Below are 15,935 nucleotides of genomic sequence, written 5' to 3' on the forward strand. Positions count from 1 at the left end.
GTTCTTACAGTTATTAAGCCTAACTCATTTTTTAGTTCTCGGCTAGCCTTGGGTGCTGTACCGTTTATATGAGCCTGGCTAGTATATATTCAAACTTACCAAGCTATAGTTTTATTCCCATGCACCTGGGAAATCCCTGGAAACTTGATTAAAGTATCCCGTGAAAAGATACTTCAGCTGACCTCTAGATAAGACTACGATGCGTCCTTAGTACCGTGCACAGCTTGGGTTAGCAGGAGAATTGCATCCGCCGTTGCCGAGGCGCGAATCTGTACCCGATCCCCCTCATAGTGCCGCTGTACGGCATAGGTTGCCTCTGGAGTGTGCATACCCAAAAATACGGTACCAACGGGCTTACCATCGTGCGGCTCCGGCCCTGCAACCCCGGTGGTCGAAACCCCGTAATCGGCCTCGCAGATATGTGCGGTTCCCTGTGCCATCTGCCGGGCAACTTCCGGATCAACTGAACCATTCTTAGCTAAAAGCTCTTCGTTTACGCCTAAAACGGATGCCTTGACCGCGCTCGCATATGAGATAACCCCGCCGCGGTAGTATTCCGAGGCTCCCGCAACGGTGCAGATAGTACCCCCGACGTCTCCTCCCGTTAGGGATTCCGCCGTAGAGATTGTCAGACCTGTACCGACCAACGCATCGTGAAGCATCTGAGAGGCTTCCTTCGCACTATGCGGTACCGTTTTGAGTACGTCCATAAGTACTCCTCTCCTCCCAACGAGATATATCCGGCGTATAAAATACCGGGACAGTCCATCTAGAACCGTCCCCAGCCTCATGCCTATGCGGGATGCTGCGCCAGCCATGTCTGGCGAAGCTGATGGGCATCACGCACATAAACCGCCCCTGTCCAGACGGTAATAGCGGTTACCGCCGCCATAAGAACCCATCCGGGAACCAACCAAGGTTTGCCGAGGAGTCCTAAGGGTAAAAGCATCACCACGAGAGCAACGGTTTGTAAAACGGTTTTGATCTTTCCACCCTTGTTTGCCGCCATAACCCCGTATTTGATAACGAAAAAACGCATGATGGTGATTCCCCACTCCCGAAGGAGAATTACAGCGGTCACCCACCACCACAGCTCGCCCAACCAAGAAAGGGTAATAAACGCCGCACCGGTGAGGAGCTTATCAGCAATAGGATCAGCGATCTTCCCAAAGCTCGTGATGAGGTTACAGCTTCGAGCCAGGTAACCGTCCGCCCAGTCTGTAATCATCGCGGCGATAAAGAGGGCAAAAGCAAGCCACCGTTGCGCTACATCTTTAGCTCCGAATGTTCCGCCTGCAAGGAGCACTACAACGAAAAAAGGAACTGCAATAATACGCACAACCGTCAGAATATTCGGCAGATTCCAGTTAGATACATGACGCTCGGTCTGCGATACCGCCGATGCTGATTCCTGACTCACTTTTACCCTTCGTCTCTACAGTCTGGTACCAACGACTCGCTGTTGGCTGCAAGGAACTCCCAGAGCGTAGCCCTCGCCTCATATCTTTCCAGTATACGAGGTATCGTTCCTATAAGAACGGCATTCCGATAAATCCTTGTTCGGGCTCGCAGTAATAGAAAAATTCCCGCTTCCGCAGCACGATATGCCAGCAGAAGCGGGAATCTCTCTAGGATGTGAGAACTACTTTGAATACGACTGTTGGTGGGTTATCGCCCCGTAAGCTGCCAGGCGTCCTCCGAGCCCTCATCGCTCTCTTCCACCGCATATTCGGCAGGTTCTGCGGGGTTCACCGCTTGCGCATACGGGTCTTCAAAAGTTTCCTCAACGGGTTCGGGCACCTCTTCACCCCGGATGCGTGCCAAGGTATTCTGTAGATCGTCCGGGCGCACCAGCACATCGCGCGCCTTCGAACCCTCGGAAGGACCAACTATGCCTTGAGACTCCAGCAGATCCATAATACGCCCCGCCTTCGCAAAGCCCATGCGGAGTTTACGCTGAAGCATTGAGGTAGAACCAAACTGCGTGGTAATCACGATTTCAGCCGCCCGGAGCAGGTCATCAAGGTCGTCGCCGATTTCCTCATCAATCTGCTTCTTCCCGGCAGAAACCATAACGTCTTCACGGTAAATTGTCGGAGCCTGCTGCTTCACGTGCTCAACAACCGCGTGAATCTCGGATTCAGAGACCCACGCACCCTGCACACGCATCGGCTTCGAGGCACCCATCGGCAGGAAGAGCGCATCGCCCTGACCGATCAGTTTTTCAGCGCCTGGTTGATCCAGCACCACACGCGAATCCGTGACCGATGACGTCGCAAACGCCATACGCGAAGGAACGTTCGCTTTAATCAGACCGGTCACCACGTCAACCGAAGGACGCTGAGTTGCAAGCACTAGGTGAATACCAGCTGCACGCGCCAACTGCGTAATACGAACAATCGCCTCTTCAACGTCACGCGGGGCAACCATCATCAAATCGGCAAGCTCGTCCACGATAACCAACAGGTACGGGTACTCGTGAATTTTTCGTTTACTCCCCGGCTCAGGCTGAATCTTGCCCTCGCGTACAGCCTTGTTGAAATCGTCTACATGCTTAAACCCGTAATGCGCCAGGTCGTCATAGCGTGCATCCATTTCACGTACTACCCATTGAAGCGCCTCTGCTGCCTTCTTCGGGTTAGTAATAATAGGCGTAATCAGGTGCGGAATTCCCTCATAGGCAGTAAGCTCCACGCGTTTGGGGTCCACCATCACCAAACGCACCTGATCAGGTGTAGAACGCATAAGAATCGAGGTGATCATCGAGTTCACGAACGAAGACTTACCGGCACCGGTTGCACCCGCAACCAACATATGCGGCATTTTCGCCAGGTTCGCAAGCACAAAACCACCCTCGACATCTTTGCCCACGCCCATAACCATCGGATGCGGGTTCGAGTGAGCCTGCGGGGACCGTAAGACATCACCCAGAGATACCGTCTCGCGGTCGGTATTTGGGATCTCAATACCGATCGCCGATTTACCGGGGATAGGCGATAGGATACGCACATCCGGGCTGGCGACCGCATAGGCGATATTCTTACTCAGCGCGGTCACACGTTCAACCTTCGTACCGGCACCCAGCTCGATCTCGTAGCGGGTCACGGTCGGACCGCGCGAGAATCCGGTGACAACCGCATCAACCTTAAACTGCTCTAAAACATTGGTCAGTGCCTCGACCACGTGTTCATTCACTTCGGATGATTCCTTAGCAGGGGGACCTGCCACCAGCATCTGTTCTGCAGGTAGGTTATAAGTGCCCTGCGAAGACTCGACGGATTGTTCGGGGCGGGCCTGCTCGGTATGCGCGGTGCGCGTGTTGTTTTGCAGGGGTCGTGACGCCCCCGTACCGGCAGCCGCTGATCCGCTGACCGTAGCTTGCGGCTTCGTCTGGGGCATGCGGGATGCACCACTACTTTGCTGCGGTTTAGCTGATGTACCTTGCTGCACTGCTTCCGGCTGTGACTGTTGAGGAGGCTGCGTCTGAGGGCTTGCTATCTGCTTTGTCGCAACATTCTGCTCGGATGCGGCGGGCACGAGAGGCTGCACCGATGTGTCATCAAAAGCCTCTACATCAAAGAGCGCATCCGGTGCCACACGACCGTGTTCAACGGCGGCACGCTGCGCCTGAGCCAGGCGTGCCGAGGGCGCATCCGAAGCCTCATGATCGAACACGGTGTTCTCGGTGCGGCGTTTGGGCAGGCGGCTCAACCTACCCTGAGACGATGCCGAAGAATGCGGCGCTGGAGCATCCGCTGAGGTTGCGGAAAACTCTTCATGAGTATTAACCACGGGGCTGGCGAACGCCTCATCACCAACGTATTCATCCAATCCCTGATCAGCCTGTTGGGAACGGCCGAATCCGAACCACCGCTTAATTGACCCGAAGATACCGCCGCGAGGCGTACGGCGTTCTTCCTCATCACTGTAAAGATAGCTACGATCATGTTCTGAGGCACTCAAATCGACTGTCTGAGTCGCTGCCGTGGAATCCGCATCATAGCCGTCCTGCGGGTATGCGATGGTCGGGTCATCATCGGTGGAGGCAACCGGCTTTTCGCCCAAGGCCATGCGAACGAGATGTGTAAGCCGCGGAATAACCTGACGCACCGGAGTAGCCGTCAGTACCATGAGCCCCATGACGAAGAGAGCCAGAATAACGAGCCACTGTACAAATGCTATGCGTTGCATGAGAGGTCCAAGAAGCGCACCAATGGCGCCACCCCCGGCCCAGACGGCCTCAAAACCGCCCGAAAAACTGGGGTATCCGGCGTTCATCGCGAAGAAAAGCGACGCTGCAATAAGGATGAGCAGCAGGCCGAGCGAGACTCGATTGGTGCGGCGAACATCATCCGGCGTACGGAAAACGCACCATGCCAAGATAAAGCTCAGAATCGGTACCAAAATAGCACCCTGACCGAAAACACCGCCCAGCATGGTGTGCCATGCCGAGATTGGGGCATGAATAATGGCCGGTGCAGACATGACGCGCCAGCTATACCATTCGACCCCCGCCGTAATAACGCCGAAAAGCAGAATGAAGAGCGCTCCGCCGTCTCGGCGTGCCTGTGGATCTAAATCTGTGCGATGCACCCCAAGAGCACGCACAGCACCGCCCACCGTGTGGGCGATGCCTAACCACACTTTCGCAATAGCATTTGCTACAGGGTTGGTTTCGGGGATATTCGCGCGCTTAGACGTGCCTCGGGAGCCGCGTGCCGAGGTTTTCTTGGCTGATCCGGTTTTGCTTTTACGCCCTTGATTACTCCGTGAAGCCATATTTACTAGGTTAGCAACCTTCCATGTGCTTGGGGCTAGATGCCGTCATTCTCTCGCGACCGATGCAATCGGGGCAAGAACGTGATACGCATCCATAGTATTCATATGCTACCGTACACGGGAACGGGACCGACCGCTCAAGTAGCTATCGGCCCCGTTTGTCGTGTATTGTGCGGGGTGCGTTCGCACAGAGCGTGCCCGCACCACCTTTCGCCGTGGGCTATGCGCTCACTACACCGTCGGCTTAGGCTCCTCATCCGTTTTAGTCTCAACGACCACCGGGACGATCATGGGCTTACGGCGCAGGCGGCGGGAGATCCATGCACCAATGGTACGACGCACAATCTGCTGAAGCTGCTGTACCGTATGTACCTTCTCGGGCGCACGGTGAAGCGCATCCTCAAGGGCGGCGGTAATTTTGGGGGTGATCTCGTCGAAGACCGAATCGTCTTCGGCGATACCGCGGGCATGAATATCTGGCCCGGTTACCACACGTTTGGTAGCACGATCAATCACCGTCACGATAGAGACGAATCCTTCTTCACCCAGAACGCGGCGTGCCTTAAGATCGTCCTCAGTCACCGAACCGACAGAACGTCCATCCACGTACAAGTATTCGCAGGGAACTTCGCCAACGATCTTCGCTACGCCGTCTTTGAGGTCCACAACGGTACCGGATTCGCACAGGAGCACGCCTTCTTCGGGAACACCTGTCTCTTTCGCCAGTTCCCCGTTAGCAATCAGGTGACGAACCTCGCCGTGAACAGGCATCACGTTCTTCGGTTCCAGAATGTTGTAGCAGTACAGCAGCTCTCCCGCCGCAGCGTGACCGGAAACGTGAACCTTCGCGTTGCCCTTATGCACAACAGTCACGCCAAGTTTCATCAGGGCATTAATGATGCGGTACACGCTGGTTTCGTTACCCGGAATTAGCGAAGAAGCCAACACGACGGTGTCGCCCGGTTCAAGCTGAACCTTGTGATCGCCATTAGCCATACGCGACAGAGCTGCCATCGGCTCGCCCTGCGAACCGGTACACATGAGTACAAGCTCATCGGGGCGGTATTCATCGACCTTCTTCAAATCTACAAGAACGCCCTCAGGTACCTTGAGGTAACCCAGTTTCTCAGCGATGGTCATGTTGCGCACCATGGAGCGTCCGACCAGCACAACTTTGCGCCCGCGCTCGACTGCGGCATCGAGCACCTGCTGCACGCGGTGAACGTGTGAGGAGAACGAGGCCACGATAATACGACCGGGCGCATCGCGGAATACGCTCGATATAACAGGTCCGATATTTTTTTCGGTGGGTGTAAACCCGGGAACCTCTGCGTTTGTGGAGTCAGGCAGGAATAGATCCACACCTTCGTCGCCCAGACGCGAGAAGTGACGCAGGTCGGTGATGCGCCCATCCAGTGGAAGCTGATCCATCTTAAAGTCGCCGGTGTGTAGCACGGTGCCTGCAGCGGTTCGGATAAATACGGCGAGTGCATCCGGAATAGAGTGGTTAACCGCGATGAACTCGCATTCAAAAGGACCAAATTTTTCGATCTGGTGTTCCTTTACGGTGAGCGTATAAGGCTTGATGCGATGCTCGGCAAGCTTCGCTTCTACCAGCGCGAGAGTGAGTTCGGAACCGATGAGGGGAATATCGGGACGTTTCTTAAGCAGATAAGGTACCGCCCCAATGTGGTCTTCGTGCCCGTGAGTGAGAACCATGGCGACTACATCATCCAGGCGATCGACCACATAGCTGAAGTCGGGCAGGATTAGGTCTACACCGGGCTGGGACTCTTCAGGGAAGAGCACACCGCAGTCTACAATCAGCAGTTTGCCGTTGATTTCGTAGACGGTCATATTTCGACCGACTTCACCCAGACCACCGAGAGGCACCACGCGCAGGGTGTCTTTCTGCAGTTTGGGAGGCGCCGGCAGATCATTTTCAAAAACGCTCATGCGTATCTCCTTATTTTCTATGATTCTATTTTTCGTGTCGTCTAAGGGCGCACCCGCCGTGAGTATCAGACTCCGAAGCGTATCGGGCTGCTTCGCGGGTGCTGCTCATGCGGCTTGAGGGGCTGAGAGTCCGTTCGCCAAAGGTCGTGGACGCATCTCGCCTCTAGAGGAGGGGTCCACGCCTTCACGTTCCGCTTCTGCACGGAAAGCGGACCCGCGTGATCTTCTCGCTACATACGAGTCACGCTGGGTCCGCCCGAAACTAGCCGCAGAAAGTCTTATGCGTTTTTAAGAGTCTGCGCGATGGTGGAGGAAAGCAGATCCGCTCGGATAGCCTCCGCCACCTCGGGTTCGGAAAGTACATGGGGCAGGCGTACAACAGGTGTGCCAAGAACGCCTTGCCAAGCCAGGATTTCTTTGGCAGCAACGGCGCCGGGGGCTCGTCCCATGGTGGCGTTCACAATGGGCACGAGCTGCAGGTTAATGCGCTGCGCACTCACAAGATCCTGCGCTACAACGGCATCGATAAGCTCACGGAAGAGCATGGGTGCCACATGCGCGGTAACTGAAACTAAGCCTACGGCTCCTACTGCCATCCAAGGCAGAGTCAAACCATCATCACCACTGTAGTAATGCAAATCTGTGGTTGCCATAACGTCGGTTGCGGCGCCAAAGTCAGCCTTCGCATCCTTAACAGCAACAATATTATCAAGTTCTGCCAGCCGACGGTAGGTGTCGGGGGCAATCGGGATGCTGGCACGCCCCGGAATATCGTAGAGCATGATGGGTGTACTGGTGGCTTTTGCTACGGTGCTAAAATGCGCGTAAACGCCATGCTGAGTGGGCTTGTTATAGTAGGGAGTCACTACAAGCAAACCGTCAACACCAACCTTTTCGGCGCGACGGGCAAGCTCAATGGTATGCGCGGTGTCGTTCGAGCCCACGCCAGCAACAATAGAGGCACGGTCTCCTACAGCTTCTTTGACGATGGCGAAAACTCGCTCGTTCTCATCATCGGTCATGGTCGAGTATTCTCCTGTGGTGCCACAGACAATCAACCCGTCATGACCATTGTCAATGAGGTATTCCGCCAGGTGTGCAACCTGTTTTTCATCCACAGATCCGTCTTGAGCGAAGGGCGTTACCATCGCCGTGAGCAGACGCCCAAAAGGCGGGTTTACAAAAGTACCGGGGTTCATCACGTTCTCAGCCATACACCCCAGAGTACTATCTTAAGCTATTCTTACGCTACATTAATTTTGCTTTTGTCCCGAAAATTTTCACTTTTTTGTGGAGTTCTGCGTTCTTGAGCTCAAAACGCAACTTCAAGCACTCCTCATGAACACGCATGGACTACCCTAACAGCCACGCTATTTCAGGTCGGTCACACCACGACCGCGGCGTAGAGAAATCGCATTTCGCATAGCGGCGCGGGCACGTTTACGTTCACCGCAGACATCGTACATGCACGAGAGATTAAACCAGGCTTCCCAGCTGTCCGGATGTGCTTCGAGAACATCGGCAAATTTTTCAAGTTCTACTGAAGCAGCCTCACGATCAACCCTTCCGGAAGGACTTCGCGGCAGCGTATCTTCGGGAAGTTTACCCTGGGCATCAAGCTCCTGAGCCATCCGCTGTATACGCGCACCAAATATCACCTCGCGTACAAGCGCCCATGTACCCACTGCGGGCAAAAGCAATAGTCCCACCCCGAGCAGAATACCTGCGATATTCCCCGATGCAATGAGCACGACCCCACGCTGTGCCGTAAACAGCAGATACAGCCCCAAGAGCGCCACTGTGAGCGCCGCAAAGATTTTACCTTTACCGCCCGCATCCACCAGCATAAATACTCCGCTGAAAATCAGCACGCCCAGTATTGACGCACGAATACCCAGCGGCAGAGGCAGCAGAAGCACAGTACAGACTAATAAGAGACAGGCAATCGCAACCCATAATCTCAACGATGTCAGCAATGAGGCGCCCCGCACAGGTTTTACCGTTTCTTGTTCAGAGGTCATTGGAGTCGGTATCCGCACGATCTACAGATCCATATACTTATCGAGTCCAACGCTCAGCCCCGGATGCGCCGCAACCTGCCGAACACCCAAAAGCACTCCGGGCATGAAGGATGCGCGGTCGAAAGAATCGTGGCGGATTGTCAAAAGCTGTCCGGGGTCGCCCAGCAGAATTTCCTGATGCGCAACCATGCCGCGAAGCCGCACCGCATGCACATTAATACCCTCAACTTTACCGCCGCGAGAGCCCAGAGGATCACTCTCGGTAGCATCCGGGCTGATCCCACGTCCCGCTTCCTCTCGCGCAGCCGCAACCCGGCGTGCTGTGTGAGCGGCTGTTCCCGAGGGGGCATCGACCTTATTGGGGTGGTGAATCTCGATAATCTCAATCGATTCAAAATACGGCGCTGCCTTAGCGGCAAATTCCGTCGCCAAAATGGAGCCCAACGCAAAATTCGGTGCAATCAGCACACCCACCTGCGGGTGCTCATCAAGAAGCTCACGCAAGGATTCCACACGTTCTTCAGTCCAGCCGGTAGTACCCACAACGGCATGCACTCCGTGCTCTACGGCAAAACGGACGTTCGTCTCGGTAGCGGTCGGCACGGTCAAATCAACCATAATCTCAGCATTAGTTTCAACGAGCTTTTCGAGAGAATCTTCACGCCCTAAAGCGGCAACTAATTCAAAATCGGGGGCCTCGGCAATAGCCTTGACCGCTTCCGACCCCATACGCCCCGATGCTCCAAGAACCGCCACCCGCCGTATTTTAGTCTGCGTTGCTTCTACCATTCTGTTGCCTCCAAAAATTACGAATAGCCCAGTTATCTCTACCCTATTATCGCATGTGGTGTACAGCACGAATCGAGACACTATGTTGCTTATGCACTACGCCCCATCAACGCTCAAGTACCAGCACAACACCCTTATAGATACCAAAATATCTGGTAGCCACGTTTCTTAAATTTCACAAAACTTCCCGATGGCTCCAAACGTCTCTATCTAACAAATAAACTTTTATACTAGTAAACAGTATTTTTCTTCACTCTTTCATCACCCCGGAGTAACAACACATCATGAAGCAACTTTTTCCATCCGCGGTCAGTCCCCATGAGGCTAACCGCTCTTTTATGTTGCCCGGGCTTGACGGCCTGAGGGCCATCGCCGTACTCCTGGTAATTGTTTACCATCTCTGGCCTACTGCGGTGCCGGGCGGTATGATCGGGGTTGATATTTTCTTCGTCATCTCGGGATATTTGATTACCGCCCTCTTACTCCGCGAAGGTGCAGTAACTGGGCGTATTAACCTGTTCCTTTTCTGGAAGCGCCGCGCTCGCAGGCTCCTCCCTGCGATAGCGCTACTCATTTTAGTAACCGGACCCATCGCACTAGCAATAGGCGGCGATATACAGGTCAATCTGGGCAGACAACTTACTGGCGCAGGCACATTCTCATCTAACTGGCTCTCTATTTTCAGCGGTAACGACTATTTTGCTCAGACTTCTCCCGAACTTTTCACGAACTTTTGGTCGCTTGCCGTTGAAGAGCAGTTCTATCTGTTCTGGCCTCTTCTCCTGGTGGCGGCGGGTGTTATCCTCGGCAGACGGTGGAGACGATTCAGCCTCATTATCTTTATAGCTATCATTGCATCCTTAACAAGCGGCACGGTTATGTTGGCGTTTGGAGCGCCCATCAGCCGTATTTATTACGGTACCGATACCCATGTTTACGGTCTGCTTCTAGGTGTTTTACTAGCTTTTTCGATCCCGTGGTCGCTCTATCCACCTCGTGATAAACACGTTATATATCGAGTGGCGCAACCCTTTGGAGCGGTGACTTTCCTGCGTGTAATTCTCAGCTGGCTCTGCTTGGTTGCTCTCATTCCGCTCGCTCTTCTTATGCCGGAGAAGGCACCAGGCACTATCCCCTGGGGGCTCCTCGGCGCTTCGCTGCTGACTCTTGGAGTTATTCAAGGAATCCTGCCGGATATGCTTGCCGGGGCATCGTCTCTATTACGTTCGGTACTATCTTTCGGCCCCCTCACCTGGATTGGGCAGCGATCCTACGGACTTTACCTCTGGCACTGGCCGCTTGCCGTTATGGCACATTATCTTCTGGGTGTGGATCGTTCACCGCTGTGGAACGTTGTCGTTCTGCTGATTACCGTCATTATTGCTGAGCTTTCTTATCGTTACCTTGAAACTCCAGTACGGCGATATGGTTTCCGTAGTTCGTTCGCACAATTTTTTGGAAGCATTCGTTACGGCAGGTATCGTGCTCTACCCGTTATTGCTTTAGTGCTTGTGATGGGCGCAGGCTCAGCGACCGCCGTCGCGGTACGAACTGCTCCTGATCAAACTAGTGCACAACGCGCCGTTGAAGAAGGCAAAAAGCGCGCCCAGGAACGTTTAAAAGCGCGTGAGGAACAACGAGCACATGCGAGCGCCTCGCCAACAGCAAGTTCGACCACAACTAACCCTAGCGCTGCGGCCTCTGCGGTGCCAGATGAATATCCGCAGGTGAATTCTGCTGATGTAACCGTGATCGGCGATTCTGTAGTGCTTTCTGCAGAGCCCGATATTTATGATGCGATGCCGGACGCCACGATCGACGCGGCAGAGGGACGCACCATTGTTCAGGCGTTGCCCATGGTCAAATCCTGGTCATCGCAGGGAAAAATTGGGAAAGTTTTAGTACTCTCGGTAACCGCTAACTCGACGCTGATGCCCGGTCAGCTTGAAGAGGTTTTGCGGGCGCTTCCGGCAGACACGAAGTTGGTGCTCGCAACGGGGTACGGTCCGCGAGCCCTCACCTGGATTGATTCTTCAAATAATCTGATTCGTGAGTTTGCGCAGAAAAATTCTTCCCGCGCCTATATTGCAGACTGGAACGGTGCAATAACGCAGGCGGTGCGGAGCGATCCAAGCCTGATGACTTCGGACGGCGTGCATCCGGAGGTTAAGGGGCAGATGCTCTACGCCCGTATTCTGACGGAGGCGGTTGCTCGGGCACAAAGTTAGGAGGAAATCGTACGTGTAGTGTATTGGTGGCGTTTTTTAAACCTTTTGAATCCACACGCCTCAAACTACGGGTCAAGAAAATCAAACCGTTTTGATACTGGCAGGTTGGAGGAAGGAGTTTTGAAAGTAAGTAAACCTTTCAAGAACTTCACGTACCTGGAGTAGCATCATGTGTACGTCTGCATGACCTGCTAAATCTATTCCACATCGTCAAGACGTCTTTGGGATCCCGCTTTGGCTTGCTTAGTACATTAGTACAACAAAGTAACGCTCCCCTGCATATCAGCAAAAGCCTTCCTATCGGCAGGTTTCCACGAATTGCAGCGAAACAAAATGCTGTTTTCACAGCGCTCAACTAGCATTCCGCTATCACCGGTGAAAGACTCTAGTTGCTTTACATCCGTGAGTCCCCGAGGACCAGCTAAATACTCGTTGTACACAAGGATTGATGATTCTTGAGTGGCACCATGAATAGGTATTCGGGCGTAATTCTCGTCGCCCGGTGTCGGGTTCACCTCACCATGAACCAGCCTGATTCTCTCCGATAGCTTTCCGTCTGGATGGGTAAACTTACAGTCATAGGCATTTAATCGTAAAGCTACCTCCCCAGCCGGGTGCGGTGACGTGAACCTTATTTCCAGCTCTTTCGGGACATCCGTGATATCAATCGCTCCAAAAATCTGCAACCCCTCCCACTCAAAATAGAACTCCTTGATGGTTGGGCTGCGGCGCATCATTTCACTGAAGTCTGGCATGTGTCTTCCCTCCTGCTGCCTGAAGGCGTTAGCTGAAATCTATGTCAAAATTCCTTTTGATCGCAAACTTCAACTCATCCATCACATCATCAACCGTTTCCTCCCGCCGAACAGATGACCTTATTGATCCAAGAAAGAACTGCAGACCATCAATATACCCTTTGGAGGTTTCATAATTAGGACGAGCTATCAATGGTCGATTGTACGCACCTGACTTCTTTGAGGTTTTCGATGCCACCCAATCCACATCATCCCGATACTTTTGCAAGAATGCACACAGGCAGAAAGCAAAATCATTGGCCAAGCTGAAAAAAGTGCCAGAAATATCATCCATCTCCGGCCCAGTCCTATCCATAGATTCCCTCCCCAACCGCAACAGCTGTTCTAAATCACGGAGAGTGGGAAATTCTTTGCCGCTCGTGGAGCCTAGATACTCTGCAACATACGCGATCCTTGGCCCTTGATCCTCTTTGAACAGTTTAACGACCTGCCGCAGCTGGGCTCTAGTCATTACGTCGAACGGCATCGGCTCATGACGCAGCGTAAACCAATCGTAAGCTTGATCAAAATCTTCAAAGTTCATCATGAGTTATAGGTTTTCTCTCTGACATGCTGAAAATACACCAGCGGTGATGTTAGTTGTCTCTTAGAAAGGTGATGTCGCTAAAAATCTCTCAGAAAGTTCTCTACCGCTAAGAGCCTTGACGAGCTACCCGCAAGGCATCAAGCATCAGGTGATCCGTGTCGGTCTCCTGTGAGAAGGAGTACTCGTAGAGCAGATAATCCAGGCTTTTATCCTCCGTAAGAGCGTCTTGAGCATACGATAAAGAGGCAGCAAACCGGGCACGGTAGAAAAGCGGTTGTACAATATCGTACGGTTTATCGGCGTCGAGCTCCTCAAGGTACATCTCGTCCATGCTCTCTGCCCACTGCTGGAGACGTTCGGCGTGGGAGAATATTTCTTGCTCACGCACTATACGCACAATATCCTCAGCCACCTCAAGCGCTGAAAGGTGCTGCTGTTTCCAGTCAAGCCACGCCAATGCTAAAAGGCTGATAAGTTTCTCACGTTGTGATGCATCTAGACCGCAGATTTGCTGTAGTTCTTCGGTATAGTCGGGAGGGACAACGATAGTGAACATAGCGGGGTTCCTTTCGCGAATTCTCTCAACCTTAGCACAAGGATAAAGTAAAACAGGGAGGAATCTCCTCATGAGAAACTCGTGAAAGCTGTACACGATAATCTCTACCATAAAAGCACCGCCCCTATACCCAATATCAAAGGGATTCTATGGAGTCACAGCAGGAAACATCACACGATATATTAGAGTCTCTTCTTCAAGAGCTTGTAGAGCGTGAAGAAGACTTTAGTTTCTACATAAGTCTCTGTCTTCTTCTGCTTACGCGGTCTCCACAGCACGGTTGGGATGTTAAGGCTTTTATGCGGGGTCTAGAGCCCGAAGATATGGCAGCCCCACGCGATCCTGCCGAGCTCCGAACAAACCCAAAGTTTCTGGAAAGCGAATGGCTCATGGGCAAATATTCCATCCTTCTGGAAGCTTTCGATGAGGCGGTAACTTCCCATCACATATCTGCTGCCGCTCCAAAAGATACGACCCTGGCAGGATACGATCTTCGCGTCCTGTGGAAAATCGTCAATGCCCACTACAGCTCTTATTTTGAGCCAGACCCGCGCAGGCGTGTTACCTGTGCGATTGAGGGGCTTGTGGGAAAAGATTATTCGATTGAAGACCTCACACGTGATCTTCAAGATTACCTTGATCGGCATGCGTGTCTGCTTAAACTACCGGACCTCTGCCGCGAGCTGGCGGATCAGGGTAAAGATCTGGCATTCTTCGCGGACCTTGGTATACGTCTTCTTGAATCCGTCACCTGGCCCGTGGATGATCTGCGTTCCTTCCTTCAGGAAATAGGCTCGGAGGATGTGGTGACTCCGGTCGATATTCCCAAGCTTGACTGGCATGAGCTGTTTCGCACGTCTGACGATGAGATTTTTGCCGACAGTGAGCAACTCATGCAAAAGTACAGTATTCTCGCGGACACGCTTGGTGAATTGAGCAGTCCCGCATACTCTCAAGTTGATCTTGCTGCCCGTGTCGCCCACGCCCAGTACGAGCTGTTCTTCGCATGTGAAGGGCAATCCCGCCTCCTGAAGGCTCTGCGGATTCTTTTATCGGAGGATTACACTGCCGATATGCTTTGCACTGATGCAGAGGCATATCTAGCTGCATCGCAAGATAATCCGTAAAAGGTCACGAGCAGCCCGATTAGGCTGCCAGAAATTCCAGGAGGTCTTGAACGAAAAGCTCCGGCTCCTCTAGGGCCGCAAAGTGCCCGCCGCGCTCAGGCTGTGTAAACCTGACAACGTTGAAAAACCGTTCCGCATATTCACGTGGAGGATTACTGATATCGTGCGGGAAAATCGCGAATGCGGTTGGAGCCTCTACCCTACCCCGCTGTATATTCCCGGCACCCAAAGCCTCCCGATATATCCTTGCGGCAGAGTGCCCGGTATTCGTTATCCAGTACAGCATCGTATTTGCGATGATAATATCCCATGAAATCCCGTTTTCGCTCCACGCCTGCATTTTCTCCGCCATAAAAGCAGCCAAAAATACTGGTGAATCGGCAAAGCCGTAAGAAACAGTCAAAGGTTTTGTGGAAAGCAGCATATAGTAACCGCCTTCAACCTGCGACCAACGCGCAACCCGGGTCAGATAATCTTGTTCTGCATCCGAAAACGTGCTCCTATCGAGAGAATACTGGTTTGAAAACGGGACATCGGTCAAGTGCAGTTTCAGGATACTCTGCGGATAACGCAACGCCATCTGCTGACCAATTGAGGCTCCCCAATCACCACCGTGTACCACATAGTGCTCATAACCCAACTGTTCCATCAACGTATGGAGCCGTTCGGCAATATCTGCGACAGTATGTTTTTCCAGCTGTTCCGAGAAAGCGAATCCGGGAAGCGAGGGAACAACAACGTTATACCCCGCCTCAACGAGAGGATGAATCACCGGAATATACCGTAAGAAAGAATCGGGCCAGCCGTGAATCAGCAGAACTGTACCAAGATTTTGTGGGCTTTGCTCATGAAGGGCGTGCAGCTCTTTGCCCTGTATTGTATAGATGCCATGCCGATACGAGTTCAATATTTTCTGATGTGCCGCCCAATTGTACTCGGTAAGCCAATAGTCCACGAGATTTTTCATAAACTCGACCGAGATTCCTGCGTTATTCTCCTGTTCATCTAGAACAACAGGAAAACGTGCACCCCGCAAGCGGATCTTCAGGTCTTCAAGTACTTCGTGCGATGCGTCAATATATAGGTCTCGCATAAGCTTCTTTCCTCCCCCAGCCTTCTCTCTATGAATACTCCTTAC

Annotated in this window: 13 protein-coding genes; 2 read left to right on the plus strand and 11 right to left on the minus strand. The window is 52.9% G+C overall.

The window, feature by feature from the left end; genetic code table 11:
• Positions 1-194: 194 nt before the first annotated feature.
• The 7 genes from HMPREF2958_RS06650 to dapB all read right to left on the minus strand — a co-directional run bounded on the left by HMPREF2958_RS06650 (position 195) and on the right by dapB (position 9,545).
• Positions 195-710, minus strand: a complete 516-nt coding sequence (locus HMPREF2958_RS06650) for a CinA family protein (RefSeq protein ID WP_070697449.1) — start codon at positions 708-710, stop codon at positions 195-197.
• Between the two features lie 83 nt (positions 711-793).
• Complete coding sequence (gene pgsA, locus HMPREF2958_RS06655) at positions 794-1,420, minus strand: CDP-diacylglycerol--glycerol-3-phosphate 3-phosphatidyltransferase (protein ID WP_070697451.1); 627 nt, start codon at positions 1,418-1,420, stop codon at positions 794-796.
• 248 nt (positions 1,421-1,668) lie between these two features.
• Entirely contained in the window at positions 1,669-4,779 is a 3,111-nt protein-coding gene (locus HMPREF2958_RS06660) for a DNA translocase FtsK (protein WP_070697453.1), read from the minus strand.
• A gap of 231 nt (positions 4,780-5,010) precedes the next feature.
• A complete protein-coding gene (locus HMPREF2958_RS06665; RefSeq protein ID WP_013398755.1) occupies positions 5,011-6,735 on the minus strand; it encodes a ribonuclease J in 1,725 nt (574 codons plus the stop codon).
• Between the two features lie 278 nt (positions 6,736-7,013).
• Entirely contained in the window at positions 7,014-7,949 is a 936-nt protein-coding gene (gene dapA, locus HMPREF2958_RS06670) for a 4-hydroxy-tetrahydrodipicolinate synthase (protein WP_013398754.1), read from the minus strand.
• A 156-nt stretch (positions 7,950-8,105) separates the two neighbouring features.
• Positions 8,106-8,756 carry a hypothetical protein gene (locus HMPREF2958_RS06675; protein WP_070697455.1) on the minus strand — a complete coding sequence of 217 codons (651 nt, stop codon included), beginning with the start codon at positions 8,754-8,756 and terminating at the stop codon, positions 8,106-8,108.
• A 21-nt stretch (positions 8,757-8,777) separates the two neighbouring features.
• Complete coding sequence (dapB, locus tag HMPREF2958_RS06680; protein ID WP_070697457.1) at positions 8,778-9,545, minus strand: 4-hydroxy-tetrahydrodipicolinate reductase; 768 nt, start codon at positions 9,543-9,545, stop codon at positions 8,778-8,780.
• A gap of 284 nt (positions 9,546-9,829) precedes the next feature.
• Here dapB and HMPREF2958_RS06685 point away from each other — a divergent pair, with 284 nt between their 5' ends.
• Positions 9,830-11,773 carry an acyltransferase family protein gene (locus tag HMPREF2958_RS06685; RefSeq protein WP_070697458.1) on the plus strand — a complete coding sequence of 648 codons (1,944 nt, stop codon included), beginning with the start codon at positions 9,830-9,832 and terminating at the stop codon, positions 11,771-11,773.
• 251 nt (positions 11,774-12,024) lie between these two features.
• On the opposite strand, the gene HMPREF2958_RS06690 is transcribed toward HMPREF2958_RS06685, so the two are convergent.
• The 3 genes from HMPREF2958_RS06690 to HMPREF2958_RS06700 all read right to left on the minus strand — a co-directional run bounded on the left by HMPREF2958_RS06690 (position 12,025) and on the right by HMPREF2958_RS06700 (position 13,670).
• Complete coding sequence (locus HMPREF2958_RS06690; protein WP_070697459.1) at positions 12,025-12,528, minus strand: hypothetical protein; 504 nt, start codon at positions 12,526-12,528, stop codon at positions 12,025-12,027.
• Between the two features lie 28 nt (positions 12,529-12,556).
• Complete coding sequence (locus tag HMPREF2958_RS06695) at positions 12,557-13,114, minus strand: hypothetical protein (RefSeq protein WP_070697460.1); 558 nt, start codon at positions 13,112-13,114, stop codon at positions 12,557-12,559.
• A gap of 106 nt (positions 13,115-13,220) precedes the next feature.
• On the minus strand, positions 13,221-13,670 hold the full coding sequence (locus tag HMPREF2958_RS06700; protein ID WP_239652982.1) for a hypothetical protein: 450 nt from the start codon (positions 13,668-13,670) through the stop codon (positions 13,221-13,223).
• A gap of 149 nt (positions 13,671-13,819) precedes the next feature.
• Between HMPREF2958_RS06700 and HMPREF2958_RS06705 the strand changes: the two genes are divergently transcribed.
• Complete coding sequence (locus HMPREF2958_RS06705; protein ID WP_070697462.1) at positions 13,820-14,797, plus strand: hypothetical protein; 978 nt, start codon at positions 13,820-13,822, stop codon at positions 14,795-14,797.
• A 19-nt stretch (positions 14,798-14,816) separates the two neighbouring features.
• Here the strand turns inward: HMPREF2958_RS06705 and HMPREF2958_RS06710 are convergent, their stop codons facing one another.
• On the minus strand, positions 14,817-15,890 hold the full coding sequence (locus HMPREF2958_RS06710) for an epoxide hydrolase family protein (protein ID WP_070697463.1): 1,074 nt from the start codon (positions 15,888-15,890) through the stop codon (positions 14,817-14,819).
• Between the last annotated feature and the right edge of the window lie 45 nt (positions 15,891-15,935).

Source organism: Rothia sp. HMSC036D11 (genome assembly GCF_001814205.1).
In the GTDB taxonomy this organism is placed as follows: domain Bacteria; phylum Actinomycetota; class Actinomycetes; order Actinomycetales; family Micrococcaceae; genus Rothia; species Rothia dentocariosa.

What these genes read in the sequence shown, in the direction of transcription:
- HMPREF2958_RS06685 (WP_070697458.1), top strand. Translation starts at nt 9,830, where the DNA reads ATGAAGCAACTTTTTCCATCCGCGGTCAGTCCCCATGAGGCTAACCGC.
- HMPREF2958_RS06690 (WP_070697459.1), bottom strand. Translation starts at nt 12,528, where the DNA reads ATGCCAGACTTCAGTGAAATGATGCGCCGCAGCCCAACCATCAAGGAG.
- HMPREF2958_RS06700 (WP_239652982.1), bottom strand. Translation starts at nt 13,670, where the DNA reads ATGTTCACTATCGTTGTCCCTCCCGACTATACCGAAGAACTACAGCAA.
- HMPREF2958_RS06695 (WP_070697460.1), bottom strand. Translation starts at nt 13,114, where the DNA reads ATGATGAACTTTGAAGATTTTGATCAAGCTTACGATTGGTTTACGCTG.
- HMPREF2958_RS06710 (WP_070697463.1), bottom strand. Translation starts at nt 15,890, where the DNA reads ATGCGAGACCTATATATTGACGCATCGCACGAAGTACTTGAAGACCTG.
- dapA (WP_013398754.1), bottom strand. Translation starts at nt 7,949, where the DNA reads ATGGCTGAGAACGTGATGAACCCCGGTACTTTTGTAAACCCGCCTTTT.
- HMPREF2958_RS06660 (WP_070697453.1), bottom strand. Translation starts at nt 4,779, where the DNA reads ATGGCTTCACGGAGTAATCAAGGGCGTAAAAGCAAAACCGGATCAGCC.
- HMPREF2958_RS06675 (WP_070697455.1), bottom strand. Translation starts at nt 8,756, where the DNA reads ATGACCTCTGAACAAGAAACGGTAAAACCTGTGCGGGGCGCCTCATTG.
- dapB (WP_070697457.1), bottom strand. Translation starts at nt 9,545, where the DNA reads ATGGTAGAAGCAACGCAGACTAAAATACGGCGGGTGGCGGTTCTTGGA.
- HMPREF2958_RS06665 (WP_013398755.1), bottom strand. Translation starts at nt 6,735, where the DNA reads ATGAGCGTTTTTGAAAATGATCTGCCGGCGCCTCCCAAACTGCAGAAA.
- HMPREF2958_RS06650 (WP_070697449.1), bottom strand. Translation starts at nt 710, where the DNA reads ATGGACGTACTCAAAACGGTACCGCATAGTGCGAAGGAAGCCTCTCAG.
- HMPREF2958_RS06705 (WP_070697462.1), top strand. Translation starts at nt 13,820, where the DNA reads ATGGAGTCACAGCAGGAAACATCACACGATATATTAGAGTCTCTTCTT.